Genomic DNA, 14465 nt, shown 5'->3' with positions numbered 1-14465 from the left:
CCGCGCCGCCCGCGCGTCTCCTCCGGCAGCGCCCGCTCCGGTGAGGAGGGCCGCAGCCGCCCGGTTCCCGCCGCCGGCAGCGGCGTCGAGGCCGGGGCCACGCTGACCCGCGCCAAGAAGGAGACCGAGTCCACCTCGACCTCCACGGCCCCCAAGAGCGCCGGAAAGAGCTCGCCCGCCAGCACCCGCCCCGCCTCCGGCGCGGCGAAGAAGGTCGCCGCCAAGAAGACCGCTGCGCGCAAGCCCGCCGCCAAGAAGGCCCCGGCGAAGACGACCCGGCCCACCGCGGCCGGCCGCAGCGCCTCGGCCACGGCATCGGCCACGAGCACCCCGAGCACGACCTCGGGCGCCTCGAGCGACAACTGAGTGCGGGCCGTCCTCGCGCGGGTCACTCGCGCGCACGTGACGGTCGACGGTGAGCAGGTCGGCGCGATCGGCGCCGGCCTGCTCGCTCTTGTCGCGGCCCACCGAGACGATGGACCGCAGCAGGTGAGCGCGATCGCGGCCAAGATCGCCGGGCTGCGGATCATGCGCGACGAGCGCTCCGTGGTCGACACCGGCGGGCAGGTGCTGCTCGTCAGCCAGTTCACGCTCTACGGCGACACCCGCAAGGGGCGGCGCCCCTCCTGGAGCGCGGCGGCCTCCGGACCGGTGGCGGCCGAGCTGCTCGACGACCTCGCGGACGCCCTGCGCGCGCACGGGCTGAGCGTGGCCACCGGGCGCTTCGGGGCACACATGGCGGTGGAGTCGGTCAACGACGGGCCGTTCACCGTGCTCGTGGAGGTCTGATCGCACGAGCGTGCACCGGGCCCGTGTTGTGGCTCAGTGGGCGGGCCACATCCAGGAAACCCCCAGCGCCTTTCGTATGCTTGGACGCATGCTCGACATGTTGGGTAACGCGCAGGTCCTGATCCTCTTGACGCTGGGGGTCGCCGCTCTCGCGCTCGAGGTCTACGCGTTGGTCGACGCGCTGCGCTATCCGGCGAAGGCCTACACGGCCGCCGGCAAGCTCAACAAGCAGGCCTGGGTGGCGATCCTCGTCGTCGCAACGATGGTCGGTTTCGTCACGGTCACTCGGGTTCTCGGCCTGGGCATCCTGGGTGTCGTCGCCGCCGGGGTGTACCTGGCGGACGTCCGTCCGGCCCTGCGCGCCGTGACCCCTCGGGGCGGTTGGCGTGGCTCGCGCGGCTCGAGCGGCTCCGGCGGCCAGGGGCCCTACGGCAGGTGGTAACCGGCGCCGCACCCGCCAACAGGCCACGTGGTCACTTCGGTGACCAGGTGGCCTTTGTCGTGCTCACGGCCCTCATCCGCCGGGCGGCGCGGTCTCGATCATGCCCCGCGGGGCGACGGCCGCCCAGGCGACGGTCACCTCGCCGAGACGCCACCGCGAGCGGCCCCCGATGATCGGCCAACCTTGCTCGCCTACGTGCGACACGGCCTCCAAGAAGCGCTGCCGCCGACCGTAGGGGGCCAGCGGAGCTGCCCGGGTCCACCCCTCGTCTAGGGCTGCGAGCCAGTCGTGCACCCCCTGGCCAGGCACGTTACGGCTGATGAGCACCTTGGGGAGCCGGGGCGCGACCTGCGAGGGCAGCTGCAGCCCGCGCAGCCCCAGGGAGATGGTCAGCGACCGCGGCCCGTCGGCATCGAGCGCGATCCACGTGGCGAGCCGGCCCACCTCGTCGCATGTACCGTCGATGAGCACGCCACCGGGCTCCAGACGGGTGATCATGCGCGCCCAGGCCCGCGGCACGGCCGGCTCGTCGTACTGCCGCAACACGTTGAAAGCCCGGATGACGCTGGCGCAGGCGCCGCCGGGCAGGGGCACCTCGAAGCCGCCGAGGGCGAAGCTCAACCCGGGCCGCGCCAACGGCTGGGCGTCCGCGACCCGCTGCGGCTCGATCTCCAGCCCCACGACCTGCACGTCGGGGCGGACCGCCCGCAGCCTGTCGTGCAACTCGCGGGCCGTGGTTCCGGCGCGCCCATAGCCGAGGTCCACGACGATCGGAGCGGGGCCGGGCCGGCGCAACCGGGCGGCCTGCGTGCCGGCGATCCAGCGGTCGACGCGGCGCAACCGGTTGGGATTGGTGGTCCCACGGGTCACCTCACCGACGGGTCGAGCGCGCACCCGTGCAGCGTAAGCCGACCCGCGAGACGAGCGGGAATGGCCGACGGCTCCCGGGTCGTTGGCGTCAACGGATCCCGGGCACTACCGGCACAGGAGGTCGCAGTGGTCGCACACGGCACCGTCATCACGGACGACACGACGGACGACACGACGATCGGCGACGAGCCGGACGCACCCCGCCTGGGGGAGCCGAGCGCGCCGGCGCCCCCGCAGCACCCCGACCCAGCAGGGGCCGGCGAGCCCGGGCCGCGCATCGAACGGATCGCGATGCTCACGGTGCACACCTCCCCGCTGGACCCACCGGGCAGCGGCGATGCGGGCGGCCTCAACGTGTATGTCGTCGAGGTCGCGCGCCGGCTGGCGCAGCGTGGCATCGCGGTCGAGATCTTCACCAGAGCCACGACCGCCTCGCTTCCGGAGACGGTGGAGTTGAGCCCCGGAGTGCTCGTCCGGCACGTGGTCGCAGGCCCCTACGAGGGGCTCGGCAAGGAGGATCTGCCCGGGCAGTTGTGCGCGTTCACCGCCGGGGTGATGCGGGCCGTCGCGGCGCACCCGGAGGGGCATTACGACCTCGTGCACTCCCACTACTGGCTCTCGGGGCAGGTCGGCTGGCTTGCCGCCGAGCGCTGGGGGGTGCCGCTGGTGCACACGATGCACACGATGGCCCGGGTGAAGAACCGGTCGCTGGCGGCCGGGGATCGCCCCGAGCCGCGCACCCGCGAGATCGGCGAGGCGCAGGTCGTGGCCGAGGCGGACCGGCTCATCGCCAACACCGACATCGAGGCTCGCGAACTCATCGAGCTCTACGACGCCGACCCGCAGCGCGTTGCGATCGTGCCGCCCGGCGTCGACCTCGACCTGTTCACCCCCAAAGCCGACGCGCTGCATCCGCAGGGCCCCTCGCAGGCGCAGGCGCGCGCCGCGGTGGGCCTCGCACAGGATGAGCTCGTCGTGCTGTTCGTCGGTCGCATCCAGCCGCTCAAGGCCCCCGACCTGCTCGTTCGGGCCGCGGCACGCCTGCTGGCCGAGGCGCGGGCAGCCACCCCTGGGCAGCATGACACCCCTGGGCAGCATGAGCAGCAGCAGCCAGACCAGACCCGCCTGCAGGAGGTCGCGCGGCGGCTGCGGGTGGTCATCCTCGGTGGTCCCAGCGGCAGCGGGCTGGAGCACCCTCACGCGCTCGCGGACCTCGCGCAGGAGTTGGGCGTCGCCGACCGGGTGCGCTTCGTCAAGCCGGTGCCCAGGGCACAACTGGCGGACTGGTATCGCGCGGCCGACGTCGTGGCCGTTCCCTCGCACAGCGAGTCGTTCGGCCTCGTCGCGTTGGAGGCGCAGGCCTGCGGCACCCCGGTGGTCGCGGCCGCCGTCGGCGGTCTGACGAAGGCCGTCGGCGGCGGGGTGCTGCTGCCCGATCACGACGAGCAGACGTGGGCCCGGGCGCTCGCGTCGCTGCTGGCCGACCCCGACGAGCGGGCCCGGCTCGGCGACCTCGCCGTGCAGCACGCGGCCGGCTTCGGCTGGCCCGCCACGGCCGAACACCTCGTGGACGTCTACCGTGAGGCTGTGGCCCACCGCCGCGCCGCCGCCGCCGTCTGAGCCCACCTGTCGCCGACCGGAGGTGGCGGGCGAGGACGCCCCGCACTCCGAGGAGCAATCCGTGTCCGCATCCGAGCCACCGAATCCGTCGACGGGCGCAGCACACCAGTCGAGCGACGCAACGAGCCCGTCGGCCGCCCAGGTCACGCAGGTTGTCCTCGATTTCGCGCAGGCCAACGAGCTGGAGGCCGAGCGCGGCGAGCGCCCCGGCGAGCTCGTCGTCGTGCTGCCGGGGGAGAAGAAGCTCAAGACCGTCGTCTCGCTGCTGGCCGGGGATCGGGAGCTGTCGGTCTCCGCGTTCGTCGTGCGCAATCCCGACGAGAATCACGAAGAGGTGTACCGCTACCTGCTCACCCGCAACCTGCGGATGCGCGCCGGCAACCTCGGCTACGCCATCGACGTCTCGGGCGACGTCTACGTCGTGGGCGCCTTGCCCCTGCGGGCGGTCGATGCGGGCAGCCTCGACCTGCTTTTCGGGGCGGTGTTGGAGGCCAGCGACGCCCCGTTCAACGAATTGCTGGCGCTCGGCTTCCTCACCTCGATGAAGCGGGAGTGGGCGTGGCGCATCTCCCGGGGCGAGTCGTTGCGCAACCTCGAGGCGTTCCGACATCTCCTGGAGGGGAGCGAGGCGGACGCCACTGCGGCCGAGACCACGAGCGGTGACGAACCGCCGCAAGACCAGGCCGATGGTCCCGCTGACCCGGACCCCCAGAGGGGCCTGTCGGACTAGGGTTGGGGCATGACCTACACCCTCGTTTTGCTCCGCCACGGCGAGAGCGAGTGGAACGCCAAGAACCTCTTCACCGGATGGGTCGACGTCGAGCTCTCCGACAAGGGCCGCGCCGAGGCAGTGTCGGGCGGTGAGCTGCTGAAGGCGGCCGACGTCCTGCCCGATGTCGTGCACACATCGTTGCTGCGCCGCGCGATCAACACCGCCAACGCCGCCCTCAACGCGGCCGACCGCCACTGGATCCAGGTCAAGCGCAACTGGCGCCTCAACGAGCGCCACTACGGTGACCTGCAGGGCAAGGACAAGAAGCAGACCAAGGACCAGTACGGCGACGAGCAGTTCATGCTCTGGCGTCGCTCGTACGACACCCCGCCGCCGCAGATTGCCGACGACAACCCCAACAGCCAGGCCGGTGACCTGCGCTACGCGGACCTCGGTGCCGACATGCCCAAGACCGAGTGCCTCAAGGACGTCGTGGCCCGGATGATCCCCTACTGGGAGTCCGACATCATCCCCGACCTCAAGGACGGCAAGGTCGTGCTGGTGGCCGCGCACGGCAACTCGCTGCGCGCACTCGTCAAGCACCTCGACGGCATCAGCGACGAAGACATCGCGGGTCTGAACATCCCCACCGGTCAGCCGCTGGTCTACCGCCTCGACGAGAACTTCAAGCCGACCGTTCCCGGCGGCGAGTACCTCGACCCGGAGGCCGCCAAGGCCGCCGCCGAGGCCGTCGCCAACCAGGGCAAGTAGACCGACTCACGACGAAGGCCCCGTGGTCCGCATCAGCTGCGGACCACGGGGCCCTTGTCTTGGTCTTTGTCGTGCGCTTCGGGCGGCTCGGGCCGCGGTGGCTCAGGCGGGGGCGCCCACGCGGCGCTTGTGCTCCCACTCGCCGGTCACCAGGTAGGCGACCTGCCGAGCAACGGAGACGGCGTGGTCGGCGAAGCGCTCGAAGTAGCGAGCGAGCAGGGTGACGTCGATAGCCGACTCGGTGCCGCCCTCCCAGCCCTCGTCGACGAGCAGGACGAACATGTCGCGGTGCAGCCGGTCCATCTCGTCGTCGTCGGCGTGCAGCGCCTCGGCGCCGTCGACGTCCTTGGCGGCGATGATCGAGCCGGCCTGGGCGACGAGACGCTCGGCGATCTGAGCCATCTCGACGATGGTGGCGTTGGCCTGGGGCGGTACGGCCTTGTGCGGGTAGCGCAGTCGCGCGACCTTGGCGACGTGCTCGGCCAGGTCGCCCATGCGCTCCAGGCTGGAGGCCATGTGCAGGGCGGTGACGACGATGCGCAGGTCGGTGGCGACCGGCTGCTGCTGGGCGATGAGCTGCACGGCCATCTCGTCGATATCGTCACGGATCGCATCGATCTGGACGTCGTTCTCGATGACGCCCTCGGCGAGGCCGAGGTCGCTGTCGAGCAGAGCGGTGGTGGCCCGGCTCATCGCTGAGCCGACCAGCCGAGTCATCTCGACCAAGCTGTCAGAGATCTTGTCGAGATCCTCGTGGAACGCGTCGCGCATGGTGTCCTTCTCCGGTTGTGGGTCGAGCCGTGCAAGACCCTGGCAGGAGTCGGTGAACTGCGCCCGCCGCCTAGGTGAACAGTAGTCGTCTTGCGGGCGATGAGCGTACAGGCCGCCCGGGAGGAGCGGCCCACCTGCACCGATGGCGCGTACTCTGCACGCGTGGAGTGGTTGTTCGTCGTCGTGCCGGCGGTCGCGTTCGGTGCGCTGGTGGGTTGGCTCGCCCGGGCCGGCGTCGCGGCCCGGGTCGCCGGTGCTGCACCCGAGCGACGACTCTGGCGCGACGCGACGACCGGCAACGGTGGGCAACCGACCGAACGCGGGCCCGACGAGAGGGTCGAGATGAACCACGAGGTCTCCGACGCGGGGGTCGCCGACGTGCTCGCGGTGCTCGGCGATATCGCCATCGTCATCGACAGTTCCGACGCCGTGGTGATGCACAGTCCCAGCGCCGCGCCGCTGGGCCTGGTGCGTGACGCCAACCTCGCCCACGCGGCCCTGCGAGAGGTGGTCCGCGGGGTGCGCCGCGACCAGGTCATTCGCGAGGTCGAGCTGGAGGTACCCCGAGGGCCCATCGGTGAGGGCACGCTGGCGTTGGACGTGCGGGTCGCGCCGCTGGGGGCGCGGCACGTGTTGCTGCTCGTCGAGGACCGCACCCAGGCCCGGCGGGTCGAAGAGGTGCGCCGCGACTTCATGGCCAACGTCTCCCACGAGCTGAAGACTCCGGTCGGCGGCATCAGCCTGCTCGCCGAGGCGATCGCGGACGCCGCCGACGATCCGGAGGCCGTGGCCCGCTTCGCCGGTCGCATCCGCGCCGAGAGCCAGCGGCTGACCACCCTCGTGTACGAGATCGTCGAGCTGTCCCGCCTGCAGGCCCAGGAGTCCGGCGCGCAGATGAGCTTGGTGGACGTCGGTGCGGTGGCTCGCGACGCCATCGAGGGCACCCGCACGGTGGCCGAGGCGCGCAACATCGAGTTCGTCGAGGTGCTCGACCCGCAGACCCTGGTCTACGGCGATCCAGGGCTACTCCGGACGGCGATCGCCAACCTGCTGACCAACGCCGTGAACTACTCGACCGAACGCACCCGGGTGGCGGTCAGCGCCCGAAATCGCGGCTTCGTCGTCGAGGTCGCCGTCTCCGATCAGGGCCAGGGCATTCCGGCCGCCGAGTTGGACCGCATCTTCGAGCGCTTCTACCGCATCGACGCGGCCCGCTCGCGGGCGACCGGCGGCACGGGGCTGGGCCTGGCCATCGTCAAGCACATCTGCGCCAACCACGGAGGCGAGGTGACCGTGTGGAGCCAGGAGGGCCACGGCTCCACCTTCACGATCCGGCTTCCCGCCGCCTCGCACGGCCCGGTGCCCGGTGCGCAGGCCGAGTCCGAGTCGCCCGAGGAGGCCGAGCCGGAACTGCCGGTGCGCCCCGATGACCGGACGGACCCCTTGACCCGCTCGCAACGCCCGAAACCGACGTCCACCCCCTCATCTCGCGCCCGCAGCGTCGGCGAACCGGGGGAGCTGTCCGGCGTCTCCGGTGTACGAACCCCTTCCGAAAGGTGAATCGATGTCCCGAATCCTGGTAGTCGAGGACGAGGCCTCCTTCTCCGACCCGCTGAGTTACCTGCTGAAGAAGGAGGGCTACGAGGTTGCGGTCGCCGAGACGGGACCCGACGCGCTGGCGGAGTTCGACCGCGACGGCGCCGACCTCGTGCTGCTCGACCTCATGCTGCCCGGCCTCTCGGGGGTCGACGTGTGCCGCGCGTTGCGGCAGCGCTCCGCCGTGCCCGTCATCATGCTGACCGCCAAGGACAGCGAGATCGACAAGGTCGTGGGCCTCGAGCTGGGCGCCGACGACTACGTCACCAAGCCGTACTCCAGCCGGGAGTTGCTCGCCCGCATCAAGGCGGTGCTACGCCGCCTGCAGGAGCCCGAGGACCTGCTGCCCGCCAACGTCGAGGCCGGCCCGGTGCGCATCGACGTCGAGCGGCACGTCGTCACCGTCAACGGTGAGGCCGTCGCCATGCCGCTCAAGGAGTTCGAGCTGCTGGAGATCCTGGTGCGCAACTCCGGGCGCGTGCTGACCCGCATGCAGCTGATCGACCGGGTGTGGGGCACCGACTACGTGGGCGACACCAAGACGCTCGACGTGCACGTCAAGCGCCTGCGCGCCAAGGTCGAGCCCGACCCGGGCCACCCGAAACACATCGTCACCGTGCGCGGGCTGGGCTACAAGTTCGAGGACTGAGGGGTCCGCGACTCTCGCGATCGAGGCCCGCGCCCCGGAGGGGAGTGCGGGCCTCGACGCGTGAGTCGCGAGCGCTGATACCTCAGCTGGTGGGGGTCTCCGCCGGCGTCTGAGTCGGTTCGGGTGCCGGTGCCTGCGTCGGCGCGGGCTCCGGGGTGGCCGTGCCGCCGGGCGCCGGAGTGGCGGGACTGGTCGCCGCCCCGCCGGCGGGGCCGTAGCCGACGTAGTAGCCCTCGGGCGGCAGCACCGGCACGTCGACGACCGTCTGGCCCAGGTTGGTCTGCACGAGCAGCTGCATCATCGCGCCGGGCGGGACCTGCACGGTCGGGATCGACGTCGCACGCCCGCCCTCCGGCTCGGTCAACTGCTGGGAGGAGTGTGCCGCCACCTCCAGCGGCGCCCCCGCCGCGCCGGCCTGGCCGGCGTTGACCGCCGAGACCTGGACCTGGGCGGGCGCGTCGGTGCCGTTGATGGCCAGGCCGACGACATTGCCCTGCCCGCCCTCGGCGTCGGAGATGACGATGAGGTTGTTCAGGTGCAGGTTGCCCAGCTGCGCGGAGACGCCGTCGGCCGGGTCGTACTGCTTCATCGACGTGATCTCTGAGTTCCACTGGCAGGCGCTGAGCGACAGCACCATGGCAGACCCGGTGACCAGCGCAAGGGGGATTCGTCGGTTCACGGCGCTCACCCTACCTGGCCCGACCCCGTTGTCGCGGTGCTACGCCCCCGGAACGTCGGGGCAGTGTCGCGCCAATGTCGGACCAGTGTCGCGGCACGGTGGGCGAGTCCGGCCCTTGGCGCGGCCGCCCAGAAGGTCCCACGCGGGTCGCTGCCATACTCACACGACCGTCCAGATGTCAACCCCAAGAATGGGTGCCCAATCGTGGGATCACGGTTCCTGACCAGGGCAAATGATCGCCGGTCGGTTCCGCCCGCAGGGTGGCCCGTGCTATCCTGGAGGTCGCGAAAGGGGAATATAAGCATATGAGCTTCCAGGTCGGCGAGACGGTTGTGTACCCGCACCACGGTGCGGCCCTCATCGAAGAGATCAAGACCCGCACCATTCGGGGAGAGGAGAAGCTCTATCTGGTCCTTAAGGTCGCGCAGGGCGACCTGACCATCGAGGTTCCCGCGGAAAACTGCGACCTTGTCGGCGTTCGCGACGTGGTCGGCCAAGAGGGTCTGGACCGCGTCTTCCAGGTGCTGCGGGCCGAGCACACCGAAGAGCCCACCAACTGGTCGCGCCGCTACAAGGCCAATCTCGAGAAGCTCGCCTCCGGCGACGTCATCAAGGTTGCCGAGGTCGTGCGTGACCTGTGGCGTCGCGACAAGGAGCGTGGCCTGTCCGCCGGCGAGAAGCGCATGCTGGCCAAGGCCCGCCAGATTCTGGTCTCCGAGCTCGCGCTCGCCGAGAAGACCGACGAGGTCAAGGCGGAGTCCATCCTCGACGAGGTGCTCGCCTCCTGAGCAGCGGCAGCAGCGACGGTGTCGCCGTCGTCCTGGTCGCCGCCGGATCCGGTACGCGACTAGGGGCTGATCTGCCCAAAGCCTTTGTTCGCCTGGCCGGGCGCCCGCTTCTGCGATGGGCGCTCGACCAGGCGTTCGGCGTTTCCGCCGACAACGAATTGCAGCGGGTCGTGGTCGTCGCACCGGCGACCCACGTGCGGCAGGCGCAGGCGCTGCTCACCGACAAGGAGCGCGAGTTCGTCCGGGTCGTCGCCGGCGGCGCGGAGCGTAGCGACTCCGTTGCGGCGGGCCTGGCGGCGCTGGCCGACTGCGATGCGGTGCACGTCCTCATCCACGACACCGCCCGCTGCCTCGCCCCGGCCGAGCTCTTCGACCGCGTGCTCGCGGCGCTCCGGGGCGGCGACGAGGCGGTCGTCCCCGGCCTGGCGGTCACCGACACGATCAAGCTGGTCGACAAGGCCGCCCTCGTGACCGGCACGCCGCCGCGGGCGAGCCTGCGGGCGATCCAGACCCCTCAGGGCTTCACCCGTGGCGCCATCACCCGCGCGCACGCTCACGGCGCGCAGGCCACCGACGACGCCGCCCTCGTCGAGGCGCTCGGGCTGCCGGTGCGGGTCGTGCCCGGCGCCGCGAGCGCCTTCAAGATCACCGAGCCCGACGACCTCGATCGCGCTGAGCGGCTGGTGCGCACCGACGCCCGGAAGGGCGCGCGATGACGACAGAGGCCGTGGGCGCGGCGTTGAGCGGCCTGCGCGTGGGCGTCGGCACCGATGTGCACGCCATCGCCGACCGCAGCGCGGGGCGTGACCTGTGGATCGGGGGCCTGCACTGGCCCGACCTGCCCGGACTGGACGGGCATTCGGACGCCGACGTGGCCGCCCACGCCGCCTGTGACGCGCTGTTCACCGCCGCCGGCATCGGCGACCTCGGTGCCCACTTCGGCACCGGTCGGCCGCAGTGGGCCGGCGCTGCGGGCGTCACCTTGCTCGCCGAGGCGGCCAGGCTGGTGCGTGTCGAGGGGTTCACCGTGGTCAACGTGTCGATTCAGGTCATCGGCAACCACCCCAAGATCGGCACCCGGCGAGCCGAGGCGCAGGCGGCTCTGGGCCAGGCGGTCGGCGCTCCCGTGAGCATCAGCGGCACCACCACCGACGGTCTCGGCCTGACCGGCCGGGGGGAGGGGATCGCGGCCGTCGCCGTTGCCCTCCTGCATGGGTCGGCGCCCGCACGTTAGCCTGGCTGGCGACTGCCAATCTGAGGCGAATCATCCACGTAGAGGAGGCCGGCAGTGCCCAGCACCGTCAAGGGGGTTATCGCCCGCTCGAAGAAGGCACCCGTCGAGCTCGTCGACATCATCGTGCCCGACCCCGGGCCAGGCGAGGCCGTCGTGCAGATCCAGGCCTGCGGGGTCTGCCACACCGACCTGCACTACCGCGAGGGCGGCATCAACGACGACTTCCCGTTCTTGTTGGGCCACGAGGCAGCCGGAGTCGTCGAGGCGGTCGGTGACGGCGTGACGGAAGTCGCCCCCGGCGACTTCGTCATCCTCAACTGGCGGGCCGTGTGCGGGCAGTGCCGCGCCTGCCACAAGGGTGAGCCGCAGTACTGCTTCGCCACGCACAACGCGACCCAGAAGATGACGCTGACCGACGGCACCGAGTTGTCGCCGGCACTGGGTATCGGCGCCTTCGCGGAGAAGACCCTCGTCGCTGCCGGCCAGTGCACCAAGGTGGCGGATGCCGATCCCGCGGCTGTAGGCCTCCTGGGCTGCGGCGTCATGGCCGGTTTCGGCGCGGCCGTCAACACCGGCGGGGTGCGCCGCGGCGAGTCCATCGCGGTCTTCGGCTGCGGCGGTGTCGGCAACGCCGCGATCGCGGGCGCGCAGGTCGCCGGGGCGACCACGATCATCGCCGTCGACGTCGACGACACCAAGCTGGAGTGGGCCAAGCAGTTCGGCGCCACCCACACCGTCAACGCCAAGAACGAAGACCCCGTCGCCGCGATCCGCGAGTTGACCGGCGGCTTCGGGGCCGATGTCGTCGTCGAGGCCGTCGGTCGCCCGGAGACCTACGAGCAGGCCTTCTACGCGCGTGACCTCGCGGGACGAGTCGTGCTCGTCGGGGTCCCCACCCCTGATCTGCAGGTGAGCCTGCCGATGATCGAGATCTTCGGTCGCGGCGGTGCCCTCAAGAGCAGCTGGTACGGCGACTGCCTGCCGACCCGGGACTTCCCGATGCTCGTGGAGTTGTACAAGCAAGGTCGCCTCGACCTCGATGCCTTCGTCACCGAACGCATCGGCATCGGCGACGTCGAGGAGGCCTTCGAAAAGATGCACGGCGGCAAGGTTCTGCGCTCGGTGGTGGTCCTGTGAGCGCCCAACGCATCCAGACCCCCGCGGATGTCGATGGCGTGCGCGTCGATGTCGTCGTCACCTCCGGCACGTTCAGTCTCGACGGTGGCACGTGGGAGGTGGACAACAACGTCTACGTCATCGGCACCGACTCCCAGTGCCTCATCATCGACGCCGCCCACGACGCTGCGCCGATCCTGGAGGCGGTCAACGGGCGTGAGGTGCAGGGCATCCTGCTCACCCACGGGCACGACGATCACATCCGGGTGGCCCGTGAGCTGGCCGACGCGACCGGCGCCGCCATCTACCTGCACCCCGACGACTGGTTCTTGTACCGCCAGGTGTTCGACGCCGACCCCGACGAGGCGCTCGCCGACGGCCAGACCTTCGCGGTCGGCGAGGTAGACCTGCGGGTGCTGCACACACCCGGCCATGCGCCCGGCGCCTGCGTCTTCCACGTGCCGGCGCTGGCCACCGTGTTCTCCGGCGACACGCTGTTCAACGGCGGTCCCGGCGCTACGGGTCGCTCGTTCAGCGACTTCGACACGATCGTCGACTCGATCAGTGAGCGGCTGCTCACCCTCCCTAGCGAGACCCTCGTGCTCACCGGGCACGGCGGCTCCACCTCCATCGGCGCCGAAGCGCCGCACCGGCAGGAGTGGATCGACAGGGGGCACTGAGCCCGCTCTCGCAGCCCCGCTCGGCCGACGGGCCGCCCGCGCACCGCGGGCGGCCCGTCGGCGTCTGCTGTGTGCGGGTGGCGTACCCACACGGGGCGGATTCGTGGGGCATAGATACAAGTGAATTTCCCCGCCGAATGCGAAAACAGCTGTCTGCCAGCACAAGTCCCGATAACAACCCGGCTCGACGTGTGATTGCGGTCAAGTGACCGGGACAATCGTTCAATTGCAATGTAAGAATCATCTCTGGCGCTGCACGCCGACACCTCACGGGGAGAGGTCGCGGCAGCGATGACCGGTTGAGCTTCGGGCGCAAGGGTCCACTCGACGCCGCGATCGGGGGATCTGCGGTTCGGGATGCACGACGGGCACACCGACACAGGGGGAGTCTGGCCATGGTTCGAACGACGGGATTGACCCGCACCATCCGCTACAGCGACGGGCCGCTGCCCGCGGGCTGGAGCTTCCGCGAGAGCGCGCAGGCCGAGTTGCTCGTTTGCGGACCCGAGAGCGCGCACGGCGTCTCGACGACGCTGCGGGTGCACCTGCAGGCGGCCGACCGCGGCATCGAGGCCGCGTCGATGGGCCTGCTCCACGAATTGCAGGCCGTCCGCCCCGACGCGCTCCTGGCCAACTGCGAGTTGTGGCCGCACCTGCAGTGGGGCGACGGGCGGTACATCCAGACCGCGTACGTCGAGGGCGACGTGACGATGGCCAACGACGTCTACCTGTTCGTCGCCGGGCACACGGCGGTGCGGATCGAGGTCGACTGCGAGCTGGCGCAGCTGCTGGCCGTCGAGGAGGCGGTCGCCACGATCGTCGCTCGGCTGCGCCTGACCGACGAGACGGCCCTGGAGGAGAGGCCATGACCGCACCGAATGTCGACCCGGTCAGCTTGGGCGGGCTGGAGGACTTGGGTGCCCTGCGGCACCAGACACCCCGCCGGCGGACCGGCCCGGCCGTCGCGGCGCAGCTGGTGGATCTGCTGTGCGGTGCGCCGGCCTCCGGTGCCGCGAGCGAGCCGAAGCAGCACGCCTCCGAGCAGTTGTGGGACGCGGCCGCGACCGGTGACCTGCGCGACCAACGTGAGTCGCTCGTGCGTGCGGGATGGTTCAGCCCGCAGGGTCAGCCGACGTTGCAGACCGTCCGGCTGAGGCGCGACCTGGGGTCGACGCCGGCGCTGCTGGAGTTGCGCGTCAGTTCGCCCGATGGCCGGCGACGTGGGTGGATTCGGGCCGGTGTCGCCCTCGCGCTGGTCGTCGTCGAGGAGCACCCCGTGCCACTGAGCGCGGACGTCGAGGCCGAACCGCCGGGCCCGGTCACCTTCGAGGTGCTGCCCGTTGGGGCGCTGCCGATCGCCCTGGCCCGCTGGGGTGGGCTCGCGCCGACGTGGAACTACGACGAGGTGCACGACCTGGGCGACGCTGCCGCGGTGCAGGCGGTCGAGGTCAAGGTCACCGACACGAGCACCCCGGCACCGGCCGGAGCCGACGAGGGCCTCCTCGACCTGTGGTCGCGGGAGTGGAGCCGCTGGAGCGTGCGCGGGCCGCACCTGGGCCCCGGGCTCGAGTACGTGAGCATCGCCGACGCCGGCCAGTACGTGGTGCGTCGTCGCAGCAACGGGGGCACGGTGCTTGCGCCGCGGCCGGGCAGCCTCGTGTGGGGCGATCTGCAGAAACTGGTCGCCGGGCTGCCCGGGCAGGGCGATCCGGAGGAGGACGACGCCGCCGACTGGTGAGGGCCGCCTT

18 protein-coding genes are annotated in these 14465 nt (G+C 71.1%); 14 read left to right on the top strand and 4 right to left on the bottom strand.

Going from position 1 to position 14465, the window contains the following annotated elements; genetic code table 11:
- A partial coding sequence (locus KILIM_RS24360) for a hypothetical protein (RefSeq protein ID WP_040562802.1) occupies window positions 1-392 on the bottom strand: 392 nt, incomplete at its 3' end.
- Between KILIM_RS24360 and dtd the strand changes: the two genes are divergently transcribed.
- Together dtd and KILIM_RS09115 are read left to right on the top strand one after the other, a co-directional pair.
- Complete coding sequence (dtd, locus tag KILIM_RS09120) at window positions 367-789, top strand: D-aminoacyl-tRNA deacylase (RefSeq protein ID WP_006592377.1); 423 nt, start codon at window positions 367-369, stop codon at window positions 787-789. The genes KILIM_RS24360 and dtd overlap by 26 nt on opposite strands.
- Window positions 790-877: 88 nt before the next feature.
- A complete protein-coding gene (locus tag KILIM_RS09115; RefSeq protein ID WP_040562801.1) occupies window positions 878-1231 on the top strand; it encodes a DUF2516 family protein in 354 nt (117 codons plus the stop codon).
- 72 nt (window positions 1232-1303) lie between these two features.
- Here the strand turns inward: KILIM_RS09115 and KILIM_RS09110 are convergent, their stop codons facing one another.
- The gene (locus KILIM_RS09110; RefSeq protein ID WP_040562800.1) at window positions 1304-2125 is read right to left on the bottom strand and encodes a class I SAM-dependent methyltransferase; all 822 of its coding nucleotides are present in this window, start codon (window positions 2123-2125) and stop codon (window positions 1304-1306) included.
- A 267-nt stretch (window positions 2126-2392) separates the two neighbouring features.
- Between KILIM_RS09110 and KILIM_RS09105 the strand changes: the two genes are divergently transcribed.
- The 3 genes from KILIM_RS09105 to KILIM_RS09095 all read left to right on the top strand — a co-directional run bounded on the left by KILIM_RS09105 (window position 2393) and on the right by KILIM_RS09095 (window position 5204).
- Window positions 2393-3721 carry a glycosyltransferase gene (locus KILIM_RS09105; protein ID WP_040562808.1) on the top strand — a complete coding sequence of 443 codons (1329 nt, stop codon included), beginning with the start codon at window positions 2393-2395 and terminating at the stop codon, window positions 3719-3721.
- A 61-nt stretch (window positions 3722-3782) separates the two neighbouring features.
- Window positions 3783-4451 carry a type III secretion system chaperone family protein gene (locus KILIM_RS09100; protein WP_157551609.1) on the top strand — a complete coding sequence of 223 codons (669 nt, stop codon included), beginning with the start codon at window positions 3783-3785 and terminating at the stop codon, window positions 4449-4451.
- Window positions 4452-4460: 9 nt separating this feature from the next.
- Window positions 4461-5204: a phosphoglyceromutase gene (locus KILIM_RS09095; RefSeq protein WP_006592372.1), complete on the top strand. Its 744-nt coding sequence runs from the start codon at window positions 4461-4463 to the stop codon at window positions 5202-5204.
- A gap of 102 nt (window positions 5205-5306) precedes the next feature.
- On the opposite strand, the gene phoU is transcribed toward KILIM_RS09095, so the two are convergent.
- The gene (gene phoU, locus KILIM_RS09090; RefSeq protein ID WP_006592371.1) at window positions 5307-5975 is read right to left on the bottom strand and encodes a phosphate signaling complex protein PhoU; all 669 of its coding nucleotides are present in this window, start codon (window positions 5973-5975) and stop codon (window positions 5307-5309) included.
- Between the two features lie 162 nt (window positions 5976-6137).
- Here phoU and KILIM_RS09085 point away from each other — a divergent pair, with 162 nt between their 5' ends.
- Together KILIM_RS09085 and KILIM_RS09080 are read left to right on the top strand one after the other, a co-directional pair.
- Window positions 6138-7535, top strand: coding sequence for a sensor histidine kinase (locus KILIM_RS09085; protein WP_255247631.1), 1398 nt, complete (start codon window positions 6138-6140; stop codon window positions 7533-7535).
- A 4-nt stretch (window positions 7536-7539) separates the two neighbouring features.
- A complete protein-coding gene (locus tag KILIM_RS09080) occupies window positions 7540-8220 on the top strand; it encodes a response regulator (protein ID WP_006592369.1) in 681 nt (226 codons plus the stop codon).
- Between the two features lie 82 nt (window positions 8221-8302).
- Here KILIM_RS09080 and KILIM_RS22275 read toward each other — a convergent pair whose 3' ends face one another.
- Window positions 8303-8899 (bottom strand): hypothetical protein, encoded by a 597-nt coding sequence (locus KILIM_RS22275; protein ID WP_157551608.1) that lies wholly within the window; start codon window positions 8897-8899, stop codon window positions 8303-8305.
- A 305-nt stretch (window positions 8900-9204) separates the two neighbouring features.
- On the opposite strand from KILIM_RS22275, the gene KILIM_RS09070 reads away from it, so the two are divergent.
- The 7 genes from KILIM_RS09070 (at window position 9205) to KILIM_RS09040 (ending at window position 14455) form a co-directional block, all read left to right on the top strand.
- On the top strand, window positions 9205-9687 hold the full coding sequence (locus KILIM_RS09070; protein WP_040562798.1) for a CarD family transcriptional regulator: 483 nt from the start codon (window positions 9205-9207) through the stop codon (window positions 9685-9687).
- Window positions 9684-10403 carry a 2-C-methyl-D-erythritol 4-phosphate cytidylyltransferase gene (gene ispD / locus KILIM_RS09065; protein WP_083876031.1) on the top strand — a complete coding sequence of 240 codons (720 nt, stop codon included), beginning with the start codon at window positions 9684-9686 and terminating at the stop codon, window positions 10401-10403. The genes KILIM_RS09070 and ispD overlap by 4 nt, the downstream gene beginning before the upstream one ends.
- Window positions 10400-10921, top strand: coding sequence for a 2-C-methyl-D-erythritol 2,4-cyclodiphosphate synthase (gene ispF, locus KILIM_RS09060; RefSeq protein WP_006592365.1), 522 nt, complete (start codon window positions 10400-10402; stop codon window positions 10919-10921). Before ispD ends, ispF begins: the two co-directional genes overlap by 4 nt.
- Window positions 10922-10975: 54 nt before the next feature.
- The gene (locus tag KILIM_RS09055) at window positions 10976-12058 is read left to right on the top strand and encodes an S-(hydroxymethyl)mycothiol dehydrogenase (RefSeq protein WP_006592364.1); all 1083 of its coding nucleotides are present in this window, start codon (window positions 10976-10978) and stop codon (window positions 12056-12058) included.
- A complete protein-coding gene (locus KILIM_RS09050) occupies window positions 12055-12717 on the top strand; it encodes an MBL fold metallo-hydrolase (RefSeq protein WP_006592363.1) in 663 nt (220 codons plus the stop codon). The genes KILIM_RS09055 and KILIM_RS09050 overlap by 4 nt, the downstream gene beginning before the upstream one ends.
- Window positions 12718-13112: 395 nt before the next feature.
- The gene (locus tag KILIM_RS09045) at window positions 13113-13586 is read left to right on the top strand and encodes a hypothetical protein (protein WP_006592362.1); all 474 of its coding nucleotides are present in this window, start codon (window positions 13113-13115) and stop codon (window positions 13584-13586) included.
- Window positions 13583-14455 (top strand): hypothetical protein, encoded by an 873-nt coding sequence (locus KILIM_RS09040; RefSeq protein WP_006592361.1) that lies wholly within the window; start codon window positions 13583-13585, stop codon window positions 14453-14455. The genes KILIM_RS09045 and KILIM_RS09040 overlap by 4 nt, the downstream gene beginning before the upstream one ends.
- Window positions 14456-14465: the final 10 nt, after the last annotated feature.

It is taken from the genome of Kineosphaera limosa NBRC 100340, from assembly GCF_000298215.1.
GTDB classification, from domain to species: Bacteria; Actinomycetota; Actinomycetes; order Actinomycetales; family Dermatophilaceae; genus Kineosphaera; species Kineosphaera limosa.
Note: the sequence above shows the minus strand (reverse complement) of the source record. Positions and strands in the feature narration are given on the sequence as shown.